Origin of the sequence: Parabacteroides sp. AM58-2XD (assembly GCF_003463685.1) — a bacterium.
Classification (GTDB): domain Bacteria; phylum Bacteroidota; class Bacteroidia; order Bacteroidales; family Tannerellaceae; genus Parabacteroides; species Parabacteroides segnis.
Genome location: NZ_QSDP01000026.1, coordinates 15,200 through 32,347 on the forward strand (window position 1 = coordinate 15,200; position 17,148 = coordinate 32,347).

General features: G+C 39.8%; 11 protein-coding genes. 6 read left to right on the forward strand and 5 right to left on the reverse strand.

Going from position 1 to position 17,148, the window contains the following annotated elements:
* Positions 1 to 2: 2 nt before the first annotated feature.
* Positions 3 to 2,984, reverse strand: a complete 2,982-nt coding sequence (locus tag DXA15_RS08400; protein ID WP_369683046.1) for a SusC/RagA family TonB-linked outer membrane protein — start codon at positions 2,982 to 2,984, stop codon at positions 3 to 5.
* Positions 2,909 to 3,208 (reverse strand): carboxypeptidase-like regulatory domain-containing protein, encoded by a 300-nt coding sequence (locus tag DXA15_RS26125; protein ID WP_233567001.1) that lies wholly within the window; start codon positions 3,206 to 3,208, stop codon positions 2,909 to 2,911. The genes DXA15_RS08400 and DXA15_RS26125 overlap by 76 nt, the downstream gene beginning before the upstream one ends.
* 495 nt (positions 3,209 to 3,703) lie before the next feature.
* On the opposite strand from DXA15_RS26125, the gene DXA15_RS08405 reads away from it, so the two are divergent.
* A complete protein-coding gene (locus DXA15_RS08405; RefSeq protein ID WP_007657339.1) occupies positions 3,704 to 4,039 on the forward strand; it encodes a helix-turn-helix domain-containing protein in 336 nt (111 codons plus the stop codon).
* Between the two features lie 99 nt (positions 4,040 to 4,138).
* Here DXA15_RS08405 and DXA15_RS08410 read toward each other — a convergent pair whose 3' ends face one another.
* Entirely contained in the window at positions 4,139 to 5,572 is a 1,434-nt protein-coding gene (locus DXA15_RS08410) for a CCA tRNA nucleotidyltransferase (protein WP_128133741.1), read from the reverse strand.
* 79 nt (positions 5,573 to 5,651) lie between these two features.
* On the opposite strand from DXA15_RS08410, the gene DXA15_RS08415 reads away from it, so the two are divergent.
* A complete protein-coding gene (locus tag DXA15_RS08415; RefSeq protein ID WP_128133742.1) occupies positions 5,652 to 6,488 on the forward strand; it encodes a hypothetical protein in 837 nt (278 codons plus the stop codon).
* A 77-nt stretch (positions 6,489 to 6,565) separates the two neighbouring features.
* Here the strand turns inward: DXA15_RS08415 and DXA15_RS08420 are convergent, their stop codons facing one another.
* A complete protein-coding gene (locus DXA15_RS08420) occupies positions 6,566 to 9,073 on the reverse strand; it encodes a DUF6383 domain-containing protein (RefSeq protein WP_128133743.1) in 2,508 nt (835 codons plus the stop codon).
* A 425-nt stretch (positions 9,074 to 9,498) separates the two neighbouring features.
* Between DXA15_RS08420 and DXA15_RS08425 the strand changes: the two genes are divergently transcribed.
* Together DXA15_RS08425 and DXA15_RS08430 are read left to right on the forward strand one after the other, a co-directional pair.
* Positions 9,499 to 10,929: an RNase adapter RapZ gene (locus tag DXA15_RS08425; RefSeq protein WP_128133744.1), complete on the forward strand. Its 1,431-nt coding sequence runs from the start codon at positions 9,499 to 9,501 to the stop codon at positions 10,927 to 10,929.
* Positions 10,926 to 11,660 carry a nucleotidyltransferase family protein gene (locus tag DXA15_RS08430; protein ID WP_128133745.1) on the forward strand — a complete coding sequence of 245 codons (735 nt, stop codon included), beginning with the start codon at positions 10,926 to 10,928 and terminating at the stop codon, positions 11,658 to 11,660. The genes DXA15_RS08425 and DXA15_RS08430 overlap by 4 nt, the downstream gene beginning before the upstream one ends.
* A gap of 52 nt (positions 11,661 to 11,712) precedes the next feature.
* On the opposite strand, the gene DXA15_RS08435 is transcribed toward DXA15_RS08430, so the two are convergent.
* Positions 11,713 to 12,297: an RNA polymerase sigma-70 factor gene (locus DXA15_RS08435; protein ID WP_128133746.1), complete on the reverse strand. Its 585-nt coding sequence runs from the start codon at positions 12,295 to 12,297 to the stop codon at positions 11,713 to 11,715.
* A gap of 266 nt (positions 12,298 to 12,563) precedes the next feature.
* Here DXA15_RS08435 and DXA15_RS08440 point away from each other — a divergent pair, with 266 nt between their 5' ends.
* Both DXA15_RS08440 and DXA15_RS08445 read left to right on the forward strand, forming a co-directional pair.
* Entirely contained in the window at positions 12,564 to 13,586 is a 1,023-nt protein-coding gene (locus DXA15_RS08440; RefSeq protein ID WP_128133747.1) for a FecR family protein, read from the forward strand.
* Between the two features lie 258 nt (positions 13,587 to 13,844).
* Complete coding sequence (locus tag DXA15_RS08445) at positions 13,845 to 17,144, forward strand: SusC/RagA family TonB-linked outer membrane protein (protein WP_128133748.1); 3,300 nt, start codon at positions 13,845 to 13,847, stop codon at positions 17,142 to 17,144.
* The last annotated feature ends 4 nt before the right edge of the window (positions 17,145 to 17,148 follow it).

Genomic DNA, 17,148 nt, shown 5'->3' on the forward strand with positions numbered 1-17,148 from the left:
GTTTAGAATGTTACAGTAAAACCTACATTAATAATTTTTGACTGAGGATAGTTTGTCGCATTGGAACTTGTACTTTCCGGGTCAATATCTTTACTTGGCGAGAAAGTCAGCAAGTTTACCCCACTCACATACAAACGGGCATACGAGATAAACTTTGTTTGCAGCAACCATGCTTTGGGGATACTCCATCCTACTTCAAGATTTTTCAAACGGATATAATTCGTATTGACCATCCAGTAAGTGTTGCTACCGGCAGCCGTTCCATCCCAATAATACTGACTGCGTTCGTTTACACGCGGATATTTGTCAGACGGATTATCAATAGACCAATGCTTGTCATAAACTGTTTTCGGATAATTACCAATATCACCGGCTTCCCAGTAAACTTTAGTCCATGAATCAGCCGCACCCTGAAATAAGATGTTCAGGTCAAAGTTTTTCCATTGCAAATATCCTGTAATGCCATATGTCCATTTCGGTTCATTGGTACGGTCCGAACGATAACGGTCATCCGGGGTTATTTTACCATCCCCATCGAGATCCTTAAATTTCATATCACCCGGTTTTAAATCCGCATCCTTTGTTATACCGTCATAATTTGGACGATTAGCTATATCGTTGATTTCATCCCAATCCTTAAATACACCGTCATACTCGTAATACAAAGAAGTATTCATCGGATGACCTGTCGACTTTTGCCACTCAGGAGCACCCGGAGCTTCATCCCAGAACTTAATGGTATTTTTTGCATAACCTCCGGTTGCAGATATACTATAGCGCCAATCTTTACCGATATTGTCATTCCATTCAATCTTAAAGTCAAAACCGGTATTATTAACCTTACCTATATTTTCAGCAGGCAATGTTAAGCCGGAAGTTGTAGGAATAGATGCATTTCTACGCCATAAAATATTTGAACGTTTATTATAAAAATAATCTGCCTCTAAATATAAGCGATTATCGAATGTCCGGGCTTCAATACCAACATTGAAGTTATTAGCACGTTCCCACGAAATAGCAGGATTCGGAAAACGACTGATGCGCAATCCCTTTTCATCCGCATTATCAATAATATATCCCCATTCATAATAATAGGTAGGTGCAAATTGGTATTCCCTTAATTTATCATCATAATAAACCTGGTCGTTCCCCATCTGCCCCCAGGATGCACGTAACTTAAAATAATTAATAAAAGAGAGATTTTCTTTCCAAAAGTCCTCTTCCGAAATACGGTATCCAAGTAAAACACCGGGGAAAAAGCCAAAACGCTCGCCTGCTGCAAACATATAAGAACCATCATAACGCCATACAAATTCAGCCAGATATTTCTCTTTATAGTTATAAGCAAAACGTCCGAAATAATTCATACGGGCACGTTCCCAGTTATCTCCGTCACTCTTGGCATTTTTCTCTTTATCACCACCTGCATTAAAATGATGAAGAGCCGTAGAAAGGAAATACCTCCGGTATCCGTTAAACGATTCAGCATCGGACCAGTCGCGTTCCATACCAATCAAAAAATCGACTCCATGATCTCCGAAAACCCGATTATATGTCATAATACCGCTTAAAACTGTATTTGTCTGGTCTGTAGACTCCATAGACAAGTCCGGATCCTCATGGTTCGGGTAACTCAACATCGGCGTTAATTTAGGTGTTGTGCCATCTGATTCATAACTCACTTTATCCCAATCATATAAAGTCCATGGCTGAAACCATGTTTTACTTTGCTTTAAATATTTATCATAAGAGACGGAAGCTACAAGTTTCAAGCCTTCAATCCAGGGCTGGGTAATTTCTACATTAGCATTAGTTTGTATATAGTAACGCTTATCATGCGTATAACCGGTTTCATCTGTACAGGCAACAACCGGATTACGCCCATATTCCTGTGCCGGTCCGGGAAGTCCGTTAGGCCAGTAAGCCTGGTCAGTTGGACGGCCTCTGGATGTGAACCATAACAAATCACCTGCTCCCTGACTTGGGAAATTACGGTTTTCCTGACGTCCCATTAATTGAGTTCCCACTTTAATAAAATCATTGAGTTGTGCATCAACATTCATACGCAGGTTGAACTGTTTGTAGTTGTTCGCTGATTTATGATAAAGCCCGTCTGTATATTTATGTCCGAAGTTTACAAAGTATTGATATTTATCAGAACCACCTTCCAGCGATGCATTGTGAATTCGCTGTGGAGACCAATCTTTAAAGGTTGCCGCATACCAGTCCGTATTCGGATATCTCCAAGGATCAGAACCATCACGATATTTCTGAATTTCTTCCTGAGTTGCAAACAAAGTATAATCTCCCATACCGACACCATTATTCTTAGCCGGATTTTTCATGGCTTTATTCATATACAATTCATTCATCAACTCTGCATATTGAGGAGCATCACACATTTCCGGTAGATTGGTAGGCTTAGACCATCCTTGGTTAAAAGAATAAGAAAACACCGGTTTCTTACCCGCACGTCCTTTTTTAGTAGTTATCAAGATCACACCATTGGCTGCACGTGCCCCATAGATAGCTGCAGACGCATCTTTCAGTACAGACATCGTTTCAATCTCGTTTGGGTCAAGACGTTCCAAACCACCAGTTCTCGCCGCTACTCCGTCAATGACAACCAACGGATCATTATTTCCTAATGTATTTGAACCGCGAATACGAATTGTTGCTCCATCGTAACCCGGTTCACCGGAACGCTGAAATGTTACCACTCCCGACATTTTACCTGCTATGGCATTTGATAAATTCGCTACTGGTGTTTTTATTAAATCATCCCCCTTCAATGTGGAGACAGCACCTGTAACAGTTTCTTTTTTCTGAACTCCATATCCGACAACCACAACCTCATCTATATTTTGAGTATCTTCCTGCATCGTAATATTGATCGATAACTGATTACCTACCGCAATCTCCTGCGAACGATATCCAATATAAGAAAGAGAAGCGTAGCATTGGCCGGTACTTCCAGTTGATATCTACCCTCCATATCGGTAATTATACCGATTGTCATTCCTTTTACTGAAACATTTACACCAATAAGAGGATCCCCCGAAGCATCAACAACCGTTCCCCTGACATTTTTCTGCTGTGCAAATACATTTGTCGTGCAAAAAATTAAAAGCAATAAGGTTAACATTCTGAATAAATTGCTTTTAACACGACATCCTTTTAAATGTATGTCTAAAAAAGATTCTTTCATTTCCTTCTGTTATTAAATGAATATAAGGTTAAAAAACACAATGGATATGACTACATATCCGAATAGAAAACATTGGAATTAAAAATTCATAATCATAGGCAAGCAATATTAAAATGAATACTAGTGAATTATATAAACTTAAATTTTATCTTCTCCATTACTTAACAAAGTGCAATCTTTATTACAGAGAAACAACTGGCATATATCTTGAAAACCGTATTACTAAAGAAAACAGCCCCCTTCATACACATACCGGACACCTCATTTACCAAACAAGCATAACCTTCTATACATCAACATAATCTTCAGACAAATTAGGTTAACTATTAGACTTAATAGCAAAATGTTTCAAAATGGGAACACAAGATCTATTAAGAGAATTAAGAAAATCACAGCAGCAAAGATATTACATTTTGTTATATTAGCAAACACAAGTGCAATTTTTTATTACAAATATCATTTATTTATTCAAACCACAAACACTAAATTGCTTACATGAACGATATACTAAGGAATATAGATGCAATTCGCAGAAACAAAGGATATTCGCAAGAATATTTAGCTAGTCAGATCGGCTTGAAACAAGCCGGGTTAAGTCTTATTATGTCAGGAGAGCGGGAACTTAAATACAACACATTATTACAAATTGCAAACGCCCTGCAAGAATCAGTAATAAACATTATTGCATATCCGGATAAATATGTTCTGAGCAAGGAAAGTAATATATCAACAGAAACAGTATTACAAATCAAACTGGACAACGATAAAAAAGAGCAGGTGCTAAAAATCGTTTTCGGAGATGAAGCAGCAGAATTGCTAAAAGGAAAGTGATATTTTTATCTATTGAAAAGATCGGATCCGGCTTATTGAATAATAAAACCGGATCCAATTAATTATATTATATTCTGTAACTATTTATACTTAAAGAAATTATCCCCCAACGGGCTTCAATCCCATTTTTGCAGCCCGTTCCAGCATAAACTGTTTAGCTGCCTCATATTCATTAGGAATTATGCCATCCAGAATAGCATTCTTGATCGCTTCTTTTATGACGCCTACCGGCTGTGAAGGAGGCAGGGAGAATGTCTCCATAATTTCCTCACCGGAGACAGGAGGCTGGAAATTACGCACCCGGTCTTTCTCTTCTATTTCTGCCAGCTTCTCACGAACCAACCGGAAGTTATTCAGAAAACGGCGGACTTTTTCCGGATTCTTGCTAGTGATATCCGCTTCACAAAGTTTCATCAAGTCATCGATATCGTCACCGGCATCGAACAACAAACGACGGATGGCAGAATCTGTCACTTCATCGTCTGCCAAAGCTATGGGACGCATATGAAGAGTTACCATTTTCTGCACATACTTCATTTTCTCATTCATCGGCAACTTCATCCGACGGAAAATACCCGGCAGCATACGCTCGCCGATAAAATTATGATTGTGAAACGTCCATCCCAGACGAGGATCAAAGCGTTTGGTTGCCGGTTTTCCTATATCATGGAAAATCGCACTCCAACGAAGCCACAGATTATCCGTTATTTTACTCAAACGGTCCAACACCATTAAGGTATGGGCAAAATTATCCTTATGGCCGATGCCTTCTTTTGTTTCCACTCCTTTCAGAGCACACAGTTCCGGAAAAATCAGCTGCAACAATCCGCTCTTATCAAGCAATTCAAAACCGATGGAGGGTTTCGGTGAAAGGACGATCTTGTTCAATTCATCCACAATCCGTTCTTTGGATATAATGGAGATGCGTTCCTTATTGCGCTCAATCGCATCAAATGTATCGGGATGAATAAAAAATCCCAGCTGTGAAGCGAACCGGACTGCACGCATCATACGCAACGGGTCATCACTGAATGTAATATCAGGATCGAGTGGCGTACGGATAATCAGATTATCCATGTCATCCAATCCTCCAAAAGGATCGACCAGCTCCCCATAACGTTCTTTATTCAGACATAAAGCCAGTGCATTAATCGTAAAATCGCGCCTGTTCTGATCATCCTCCAAAGTCCCGTCTTCCACAATCGGCTTCCGGCTATCGCGATTATACGACTCCTTCCGGGCTCCGACAAACTCGATCTCAAGGTCGCCTGATTTCACCTGCGCCGTTCCGAAATTCTTGAATACGGACAAATGCGTCTTTTTCCCCAACTTGCCGGCAACAGCTTTTGCCAACTCTATCCCGCTACCTACTGCAACAACATCAATATCTTTTGATGGACGGTATAAAAAAATATCTCTGACGTAACCGCCAATCACATAAGCCTCAACACCTAATTCGTCTGCAGCCTCTGAAATTATGTGGAACGGTTTTGCCGATATATGATTTAAAATATCTTCCTGTTCTATATACATTCGCTTTATTTATCTCACTCATTGAGACTGCAAAGATAAAAAATATATCTTTGCAGACAGAACGATTAAGATAAACAACATGAAGAAGTCTGTAATATGTATCGCATTGGCAGCCGTAACCCTGGCTGCATGCAATAATACGGAGAAAGAAGCCCGGGCCCGGTTGAACAATGCAAAAAGTATGTACGAACGAAACGAGTTCTTCGCTGCAAAAAACGAAATAGACTCTGTCCGCGCCCTCTATCCGAAAGAATTCAAAGTATTGAAAGAAGGACTTTCCCTGATGCGTATGGTCGAGATGAAAGAGGCGGAACGGAATATCGCTTTTTGCGACAGCCTTATTCCCATCAAGACAGAAGAAGCGGAAGGACTGAAAAAGGGATTCGTTTTTGAAAAAGACAGCGTCTACGAAGAGATCGGTAATTATATATGGAAACAGCAGACAGTGGAGCGGAATGTGCAACGCTGTTATATCCGCAGCGGGGTAAACGAAAAGGGCGAGATTTATCTTGCCAGTGTTTTCTACGGTGGCGCACCGATCAACCATACAGGCATTAAAGTCAGTACGAAAGACGGCCAGTTTGCCGAAACAGCCGCAATCCCGTACGACGGCGGAGTAAACTACCGTTTTAAAGATCTGGGAAAAACAACTGAAGTCGTCACCTACAAAGGCGAAAAAGGACTCGATGCTGCCAAGTTCATTTCTACAAACGTAAAAGAACGTGTCAAAGCCGAGTACACAGGTGGCAAACCCTATACATTATATATAGCTGACGGGGATAAAAAAGCGATTGCCGCGACTTTTGAACTGGCTACAGTATTAAGCGATCTGGAAAATCTTCAGAAAGAGAAAGAAAAAGCAACCAAGCGAATTGCTTATTTAAAAAGCAAATTGGAAAGTAATACAGAAGAATAAATGGTCTGATTTTCTCCATAAAAAATCCGGTTCCCAATTGAATATGAGAACCGGATTTTTATTTGAGATTATCTTTTTTACTTCACGATCACCTTATAAGCCTTGTCACCTTCAACAGACACAATCACAACGCCTCTTGCTGTCTGAACAGTTACATAATCAGATGAAACCATTTGAGTTCCAATCTTCTGTCCCAGTATGTTAGAGATAGTGATTCTCTTTCCACCAGCATTGCGAATACTAAATTCACCAACACCGCCAACAATCTGAACAGCAGTCGGAGCTTCGATTTCCTCGTTTGCTACAGGAGCCGGAGCATTTTCCACTTCGAATACAGCAGTCGGGACTTCCTGCATTACTGCAAAACCATTCGTTACACCAATATAAGGTTTGCCATTTTTACTCAGTTCACTCTGGTTTTCCAAATAATAACCACCTCCTTCTACTGTCTTGAAAGCAAAGAGGGCAGGGCTATTCTTCATTGTCTTGATCGTATCATTATACATAAATACAGCATGACCTCCCAATGTATCCTTAGCAGCCAGATAATAGCGGTTATCATCTGCTGCATTTGTATTTACCATACCAGAAGAGATGTAATACAGATGCTTACCATCAACCAACTCTGTAGCCTGTTCTACCCAAAGACTAAAATTATCTTTTTCATATCCCGCTTTTGTTATCTCATTTCCTTCAATACGAGTCTCAGCCAGGAATGTATTCGGATTCATTACCAACGAATTATTGTTATAAACAAGACGTTTATGGCTATTTGCAAATGAAGCGTATTCAGGAGCATCTATTGACGAGAAATTCACATAGGCTACATCTTTTGTCAACTGGAGGCAAGCAGCATTGATATTCACTCCAACATACAAACCGCCATCAGTCTTCAGGGCATAACTCTGACGCGTATGGTCAGAAATAAACTGGAAAGAAACGGCAGGATCAGTTGTTGAAAATTTCAGACTATCGCTCTGTTTAGCTACTTTACCTGGATTATACAAAGCTCTTAACTCATAGGAGATGACGGATATTTCATCACCTAACTGTCTGGCTCCTGCTACTACATTAGTATCGACAGGTATCAATTTAAAGATAGCTTCATTTTCTGTTGTCTTTGCTATTACCTGCAAAATAGAGTCATTTGTATAGATATACATATCACCGACCCCGGAAGTTCCGGAAATCGGATTGAGCAAGAAACCTTTATCTACCAGTTCCTGTTCAGTCAGAGCCAAAGAACCCAGGTATTTATCAGTCAAATCAGCAGCGAGCTCTATAACAGTTATAGAATCATTACCAAAAAGATAAGTATCTTTTTGGCCCTTTACTTCAAAAATCTCCTGATTCATGATCAACGCTGAATTAGATTCACGATCTACAACAGAGTATTTGCCGCCATTAGCTTTAATATACCATTGTCCTCTGGGTACTTCTTTATACGGAATAGTATCTCCGCCCATAAAAGAATTTGCAGAAACATAATATTTGCCTCCGTTAACACCCTTACTTGCACTTTTCAGTGCGTAGACACCCGTTCCACCAGGAATCGTGGCATGTGAACCTTTTGTTAATGCTATAGAAGGTGCTGCACCCTGATATTCTCCTTTTTCATCAGGCAGTGACACCGTTAGAATATTCTTATTATCCACACCTGCAACCACAACCTTGGCGATCTTCCCCACTAAAGGACTTTCTGCTGCCACCGGAGTCTCTGCCACAAACATGGAGAGCGAATCATTCTTTAAATCTATTACAAATTTAAATTGCTGCCATGCTGCATTCGGCTTCTGAACCGTACGGGTAGAATCTAATGAAAATTTATAACCAAATGCATCTTTTGCTCCGGCAATTGATGTTTTTAATGTATCAACGCCAAAATATTTAACTACACCATTCGGATAAGATTCATCGCCTTTTACTTGCAAAGTAACATATCCTTCTTTATCTGTAGCAACTACATCTTTTGCCAACAGGTCTTTCCCTTCAAAAATGTTTCCTTCGTAAGTATCACCAAACTTCAACCGGAAGGTCTGGAAACCTGCTCCCAATTGTTTCGCTGTCAAAACAAATTCAGGAGATGGTATCTCAACTTTAAAAGGAGAACCTTCCTCATTATCAACTAAGGAAAGACCTTCTTCTGTAACCGATAGAGATAAATATGTACTTCCACCATAATAAGCTTTCAAATCACTGCCATCAGTAAACACCCATCTCTTCACCCCACTGATGCTCGTATTCAATACGGGAACAAGTTTCTCTCCCGGAGCAAAAGCCAGATATTGCAGTGTTGCTTTATTTCTAATCAAATAAGTATTAATCCCTAACTCTGTTTGCTTATCTACGATCTGCCATAAAGCAGAGTCGATAGCAGATTTCGTCGCATTCTCAGTAACAAACTCACTGTAAGGTTTCACAATCACAGAATCCGATTTATTTCCATCCAGTGATAAACACTTATCGTCCACCTTCAAATAATAAAAATCGTCTGTAGCACCCAACTTTACCGGTTCTTCTGCATTCATCGTAAAAGAACCCATAGTCATCAACGCCACAGCCAATAAAGTAGATTTTTTATTCATATATTATTTCACTTTTGATTTACATATTAACCCATACTAAGTACAAAGATAGAATATTTTAAATCCGAAATTACTATAACAAACGCTAATAATCAAGTATATTGTACAAAAGAGACGACTTTTCATGCAAAATCATACTGATATTACGTATCTTAGTACCCTTACTCTTCTCATATTTCTCCCTTTCTATTTAGCGGCTGATAATTGTCAGCCGTTTGGTTGATGGTTATGAACCAATCGGCCGATAATTATGAGCCAATCGGTTCACAATTATCAACCATTGATTACATAGGCATGTAATTCTATTTAGTACGTATAGTAATTCCACAGACATCAGTACAAAAAGCAAATACAATTGCGAATGTTTTTGAGAAGTTTCCTTCCCTAACAAAAAAGGCTTACCTTAGTGCCGTAATTCAAAAAATATGGTAACAGAAGAATTAAAAAGACTCTACTACGAATATACCGGTTCACAGGCCGAAGATATAACAGAACTACCTTCATCCGGTTCAAACCGCCGGTATTTCAGAATATCCGGCCCGAAAACATTAATAGGGGTCAGCGGCTCTTCCCAGGAGGAGAACAAAGCATTTATTTATATGTCCGGATTTTTCAGGGGAAAAGGTATTTCCGTCCCGGAAGTGCATTTTTATTCGGACGATTATTCTTTTTATTTGCAGGAAGACCTGGGCGATACCATGCTTTTCAATGCGATAGAAAAAGGACGCAAAAGCTGTGTATTCGATGAAGAGGAACGCCGGTTGTTACACAAAACAATCACGCAACTTCCTTCTATCCAATATGCCGGCGCCGAAGGATTCGAGTATGAGAACTGTTATCCTCAACCGGAATTCAACCAACGTTCCATTCTCTGGGACCTGAATTACTTCAAATATTGCTTTCTGAAAGCGACGGGGATGGAGTTTCAGGAAGACCGCCTGGAAGATGATTTCCAGAAAATGAGCAATGTATTGCTTCAGGACACCTCTCCCACTTTCCTTTATCGGGATTTCCAGTCACGCAACGTCATGATCAAAGATGGCGAACCCTGGTTCATTGATTTCCAGGGAGGACGAAAAGGTCCGGTCTATTACGACGTAGCCTCTTTCCTTTGGCAGGCTAAAGCTAATTACCCAGAAGATTTGAGAAACGAATTGCTTGCCGATTATCTACAAGCATTACAAAAATATACTGATGTAGACGAAGAACATTTCTTCTGCCAGCTACGCCATTTCGTGTTGTTCCGCACTCTACAGGTGCTGGGTGCCTACGGTTTCAGGGGATACTTTGAAAAGAAACCGCATTTTATCCAAAGCGTACCTTTCGCCATCAACAATCTGCGGCAGTTATTAAAGAATGATTATCCGGAATATCCGTACCTGTGCGCCGTTCTGAGAGAACTGACCGGCCTGACGCAGTTCAGGGACGACATACAAAAACGGATGCTGGAAGTCAAGATCGTCAGCTTTGCCTACAAAAAAGGAATACCGAACGATCCGAGCGGAAACGGCGGTGGTTTCGTATTCGATTGCCGGGCTATCAACAATCCGGGAAAATATGAACGATACAACCATTTTACGGGACTGGACGAGCCTGTAATTCACTTTTTGGAAGAAGACGGGGAAATCACGCAATTCCTGGAACACGTGTATACGATCGTGGATGCTTCGGTGAAACGTTATCTGGACCGCGGTTTCACGAATCTGATGATCTCTTTCGGTTGTACCGGCGGACAACATCGTTCTGTCTATTCGGCACAACATCTGGCAGAGCATCTGCATGCCAAATTCGGAGTAAAAGTAGACCTGACCCACAGGGAACAAAATATAGAACAAATCTTTGACGCAATATTATGAAAGCTATGATTTTTGCAGCCGGTATGGGGACCCGCCTCAAACCGATGACTGACAATACACCAAAAGCATTGATACCAATAAATGGAAGACCAATGTTGGAACATGTAATTCTGAAGCTGAAGGATGCAGGGTTTCATCAGATCGTTATCAACGTTCACCACCTGGGAGACCAGATCATCGATTTCCTGGCAGCCAACAACAACTTCGGAGTTCAGATCCATATCTCCGATGAACGGGATTACCTGCTCGACACGGGAGGCGGAATAAAAAAAGCGGCCAAATTCCTTCAGGGAAACGAACCGTTTCTGGTACACAATGTCGATATCATGTCGAATGTCGATCTGAAAAAGTTATACAATTGCCACTTGGAAACAGATCCGATCGCCACTTTACTGGTCAGCAAGCGCAATACATCGCGTTATCTCCTGTTCAACAAAGAGAGCCGGTTGTGTGGCTGGAGAAATCATGAAACCGGAGAAGTAAAATCTTATTATCCGGATTTCGATCCCAAACAATATAATGAATACGCTTTCAGCGGTATCCATGTATTATCGCCGAAAATATTCGACTGGATGGAAGAATGGACGGGCAAATTCTCGATCATCAATTTCTATCTGGCCATCTGTGCTAAAACAAATATCCATGCCTATGCAGCCGAAAACTTACAGTTGCTGGATATAGGCAAGCCGGAGGCTTTGGCAAAAGCGGAAGAATGGATGAAAGGTTTATAATACGAGGATAAAGACAATAATACATCAGGATGGCTTTAGCCGGAAATGTCTTTCAGACAATTCTGACTAAGGCCATTAATAATGGCAGATAGTCTTTCAACTCGACGCGCAAAAGTTTCAATGCCTGTTGAATACGGTAATCGACCGTTTTAGATGAAACATTCAGTTTCTGTGCTATCTCATTATAAGTCATATTCTGGAAGCGATTCATTTCAAAAGCCTCCCGATAACTTTCCGGCAAACGTGACAAAGCTGCTTCAATATTCCTCGTCAACTCCTCAACCACGTAGAAGTCCGGATCTTCATACTGTGACTGCCAATCTGCATACAACGTATTTACAATCTGTTGTTTCAGTTCATTCCGATTGATCAGGGTCAGGCATCTGTTCTTTACGGCTTTAAATAGATAACTCTTCGGGGAAGATTCGATAACCTGCATATTTCTGTTTTCCCAAAACCAAACCATCACATCCTGCACAATCTCCTGTCCGTCATAAAAATCCACATATTGCTTTGCATAAGCACATAAAAGAGGATAATAGCGCATGAACAGAGTATCGAATGCTTTCACATCACCAGCCTGGATCTTTTGGAAAAGAACCTCATCATTTATGTTGTCTATAGTAAAAGAAAGCATATAAAAAGTATTTAGTTCTAGTAAGACTATGGTAAGAAATTGTTGATTATTTACAGATTGAGATATTAAAGAACTCTCTTTTATTTAATATTATAAAAACTTAATCACTATGTAATAGGTCTATATGTTGAAAAATGTTATTTTTGCACGGATAGTTACGTTAGTCTTACTAGAACTCTTTCAAAAAAGAAAAATCACAAAAAAAATCACATTTTCGTTTAGGAGATTTTTCTGCCCATTAGTCTTAATAGTATAAAAGGGACAAAATGGACACACAAAATCATATAGACGAGCAATTACTACTGGATTATTTTTCCGGAACTCTATCTTCTACCCAACAGCAGGAGATAGAAACCTGGCTACAAGCTTCTGAGGAAAACAGAAAAACGGCACGGGATATCCGGTATATTTTCCTGGCGACAGACACAATCAATACGATCGAATCTGTAGATTCAAACCGAGCATTAAATGATGTCAGGAAAAGAATAAACAGAAAAACAGGCAACAAACATTCGTTAATGTTTTGGTTCCAACGGGTTGCAGCCATCCTTATCCTGCCATTGATAGCCAGTTCCATTTATTTTGCCACACAGAAAATGCCGGTCGAATATATCGAAGTCCGGACAACCCCTGGAATGGTAGCCACCGTTACTCTTCCTGACAAAAGTAAAGTCTGGTTAAATTCCAGAACATACTTGAAATATCCCCAAAAATTCACAGGAGAGACTCGTGATGTGGTGTTGGACGGAGAAGCTTATTTCTCGGTTCAAAAAGACAGATCGAAAAAATTTATAGTCAGCACACCTTTCAATCTGAAAGCTGAAGTTCTGGGAACAGAATTCAATATAGAAGCCTATAAAGAAAGTAATAAGGTTACAACAGCCTTGGTTTCCGGTTCTGTCAAGCTCGCCTATCAAAGCAAAGACAATAAGGAAGAGGCTTTATTAATGAAACCTAACGAAGAATTTGAATATAACGCAAAAACCGGAAAACTTAAACAAAATGACACTTATATGGCAACTCTGACTGCCTGGAAGGACGGACTTGTTATATTCAGAAACACTTCATTTGAAGAAGCCCTGAAAATTCTAGGTAAAAGATTTGATTCCGAGTTCATTGTAAAGAATGACCTGCTGTATAATTATTCTTTTACCGGAACATTTCAAAGTCAGCATCTGTCTCTGATTCTGGAACATTTTCGGCTATCATCAAACATCCAGTATAAATATATCTATCCGGAAACAGATAATAACAAGATTCCAGAAAAAACAATTGTTGAACTATATTAAATATCAGAATTATGAACAACTTAAAATTTAGTACTGAAATGAAAATATTTGAACCTCCCTAGAACAAAAACATACGGGAAAATATTGGCGTATTTCCCCGTATGAAAAACAACTGCAAGCTTGTTTGGCGACAAGCTGTCAGTAAATGAATTTTTTAACTCTAAAATCACTTACAAATCTATGACAAATTATTTTAGCATCCAACTTTTCAGGATGGTGAAATCTTTATTCACATTCCTGAATAAAATACCATTATGTATGAGAATCACCGTTATAATGTTATTTGTTTGCTTCGGATTGGCATACGCCACTGAAAGTTACAGTCAATCAGCCACTTTATCCCTGAACGTCAATAACAAAACCGTACAGGAAGTATTAGATGAGATAGAAAAACAGTCAGAATTTCACTTTTTCTATAATAACAAACAGGTAAATACGAATCGGCTTGTTTCAATAAAGAGCAACAAAAAGAATGTGTTCAATGTATTGGAACAATTATTCAGCGGAACAGACATTAGCTATAAAGTTCTGGATAAAAGTATAATTCTTTCTCCAAAAACAGTATTGAGCAATGCCATAGTACAACAAAAAATCAAAGATATAACTGGTATTGTCACCGATGCCAAAGGAGAACCGATCATTGGAGCCAATGTTCTCGAAAAAGGTTCAACAAACGGGACAATAACAGATCTTGACGGTAAATTTTCTCTTTCAGTCCCCAACAAGTCAACCCTGGTTATATCCTATATCGGATATACAACCAAATCTATTGTTGTCGGAAACCAGAATATAATCAATATTCAGCTGGAAGAAGATACTCATAACCTGAATGAAGTAGTCGTAACCGCATTGGGTATCAAGCGGGAAGAGAAAGCATTGGGCTATGCCGTACAGAAAGTGGGAGGAGATAATTTCTCTACAATAAAACCGGTAGATGTTGCAACATCGTTAACAGGAAAAGTGGCTGGTCTGAACATACAAAACAGTCCGGAATTCAATTCAGCCCCTTCGATCTCTTTACGTGGCTCCGAACCGTTATTAGTAATTGATGGAGTTCCTTATGGAAATGTATCATTAAAAGATATTGCAGCAGATGATATTGAATCCGTTGATGTATTAAAAGGAGCAACAGCATCGGCCCTTTACGGAGCACGTGGTGGTGCTGGGGCAATCATGGTAACGACTAAAAAAGGAACAAAAGAAGGATTGAATGTAACTGTCAACAGCAGCACTATGTTCAATGCAGGTTACCTGAAAAAACCGGAAGTTCAAACGTCATACAGTTCTGGTTCAGGTGGTAAATACTATACAGGCGACTATGTATGGGGAGATAAACTAGACATAGGAAGAACTGCCGTTCAGTATGATCCATATACACACGAATGGAAAGAGATGCCATTGGAATCAAAGGGTAAGAATAACCTGAAAAATTTCCAGAATTTAAGTCTTGTCACTAATAACAACGTCAGTGTTTCTCAAAAAGGGAAATACGGCAGTGTCAGGACTTCCCTTACCCACATGTTTAACAAAGGACAATATCCGAATGAACGTCTGAATAAAATCACTTATTCTGTTTCCGGAGATATGAAATGGAAAGATTTCTCATTCGATGGAGGACTGACATACAACAAACGCTTTTATCCCAACGACATGGGAGCCGGATATGGCGGAAGCGGATTCTTATATAACTTGTTGGTATGGTCAGGTAGCGAATATGATATTCGAGATTATAAAAACTATTGGGTTAAGCCAAATGAACAACAAAACTGGATGGATGATACATGGTATGATAACCCCTACTTCATTGCACATGAAATTACCCGTTCCAGCGACTATGATATTGTAAACGGATATCTTTCTGCTGCCTACGACTTTACTCCTTGGTTAAAACTCTCTCTACGTTCTGGTTTGGACTCTTATTCGGAAAAGAAAGAATGGAAAAACCCAATTAGTGCATCTGGCGGATGGGATAGAAAGGGGTATTATTGCTTGCAACGTCTAGGGGGGTATAGCTTAAACAACGACTTCATGTTGTCCGCCGACCATCAATTGGGCGATTTCAACATCGATGGATTTATCGGAGGAACAGTTTACTACTGGAAGAGTGACAATATCATGGGAGAAACACAAAACGGACTGACTATTCCCGGATATTATTCGCTGAAAGGATCTATCGACAATGTAAAAACAACAAGCGGCGTTACAAAAAAATTAGTAAACAGTTTGTATGGTAAAGTTTCTGCTTCTTGGAAGAGCACTGTATTTGTGGATATCACCGGACGTAACGACTGGTCATCCACCTTACCGAAAGAAACACGATCTTATTTCTATCCGTCTGTTGCCGGTAGCGTTGTATTGTCACAGTTCGTCCCAATGCCTGAAGTTTTTGATTTTTGGAAAGTAAGAGGTTCTTGGACACAAACAAAATCGGATTTAAGTGTATACGAAACGAATAATGCATTCAGTATATCTAACAATTTGTTCAATGGCAGTAGTGCAGCTTACTATCCGACCTCTATTCGTGGAGTTTCCGTATTACCATCTGCTACACGATCTTACGAGCTTGGAACTGCTGTTAATTTGTTTAAGAATCGTCTGAAAGTAGATTTTACTTATTATAACAAACTCTATTACAACCTGACCAGACAAGCAGGTATCAGCGAAGCTTCTGGTTTTGGATCAACATTGATCAACATCGATGAAGAACAACTTCGTAAAGGGTTTGAGATCACACTCTCCGGCGATATTATCCGCACAAAAGACTGGAATTGGAATTCTATGTTCAACTGGTCACGAGATCGTTATTACTACTCACAAGTAGACCCTGTATATTCAACCCAGAAGCCTTGGGTGAAAGCAGGTGAACGCTGGGACTGGTATGGCGTTTATGACTGGGAACGTGATCCGGAAGGAAATATCATTCACGAAGCCGGATACCCTGTACTTAGCAAATACGAATCAGTCGCCGGATACGAATCTCCTGATTGGATTTGGGGATGGAGCAATAGTATCTCGTATAAGAATTTTACATTAAATTTCACTTTCGATGGTCGTGTAGGAGGTATTATGCATTCACAAACCGATCAAGCTATGTGGAATTCCGGAGCCCATATCGACTCGGACAATCAATGGAGATATGATGAAGTTGTCAATGGCAAAACAAATTTCATCGGAACCGGCGTAAAAGTCGTTTCCGGAAGTGTAGACTATGATTCCGACGGAAACATCATCCGTGATGATCGTGTTTTTGCCCCCAACGACGTACAGGTATCTTACGAAACATACATGAGTACAATGAACCCCTATATAGGTTCCGTACGAAGACAAAACGTGCTTCGCCAAACATTCTTCAAACTTCGCGACTTATCTTTGGCATATCAAGTTCCTAAACAAATCTGCCAGAAAATCAGAATGCAAGGGATGTCGGTTGCTTTCGTTGGTCAAAATCTACTGATATGGACCAAAGATTTTCGTTTCTCAGATCCTGACCGAGCTTCAGATAAGCTGAACTCACCTTCTTGCCGTTATGTAGGTTTTAATGTTAAATTAGATTTTTAATAGA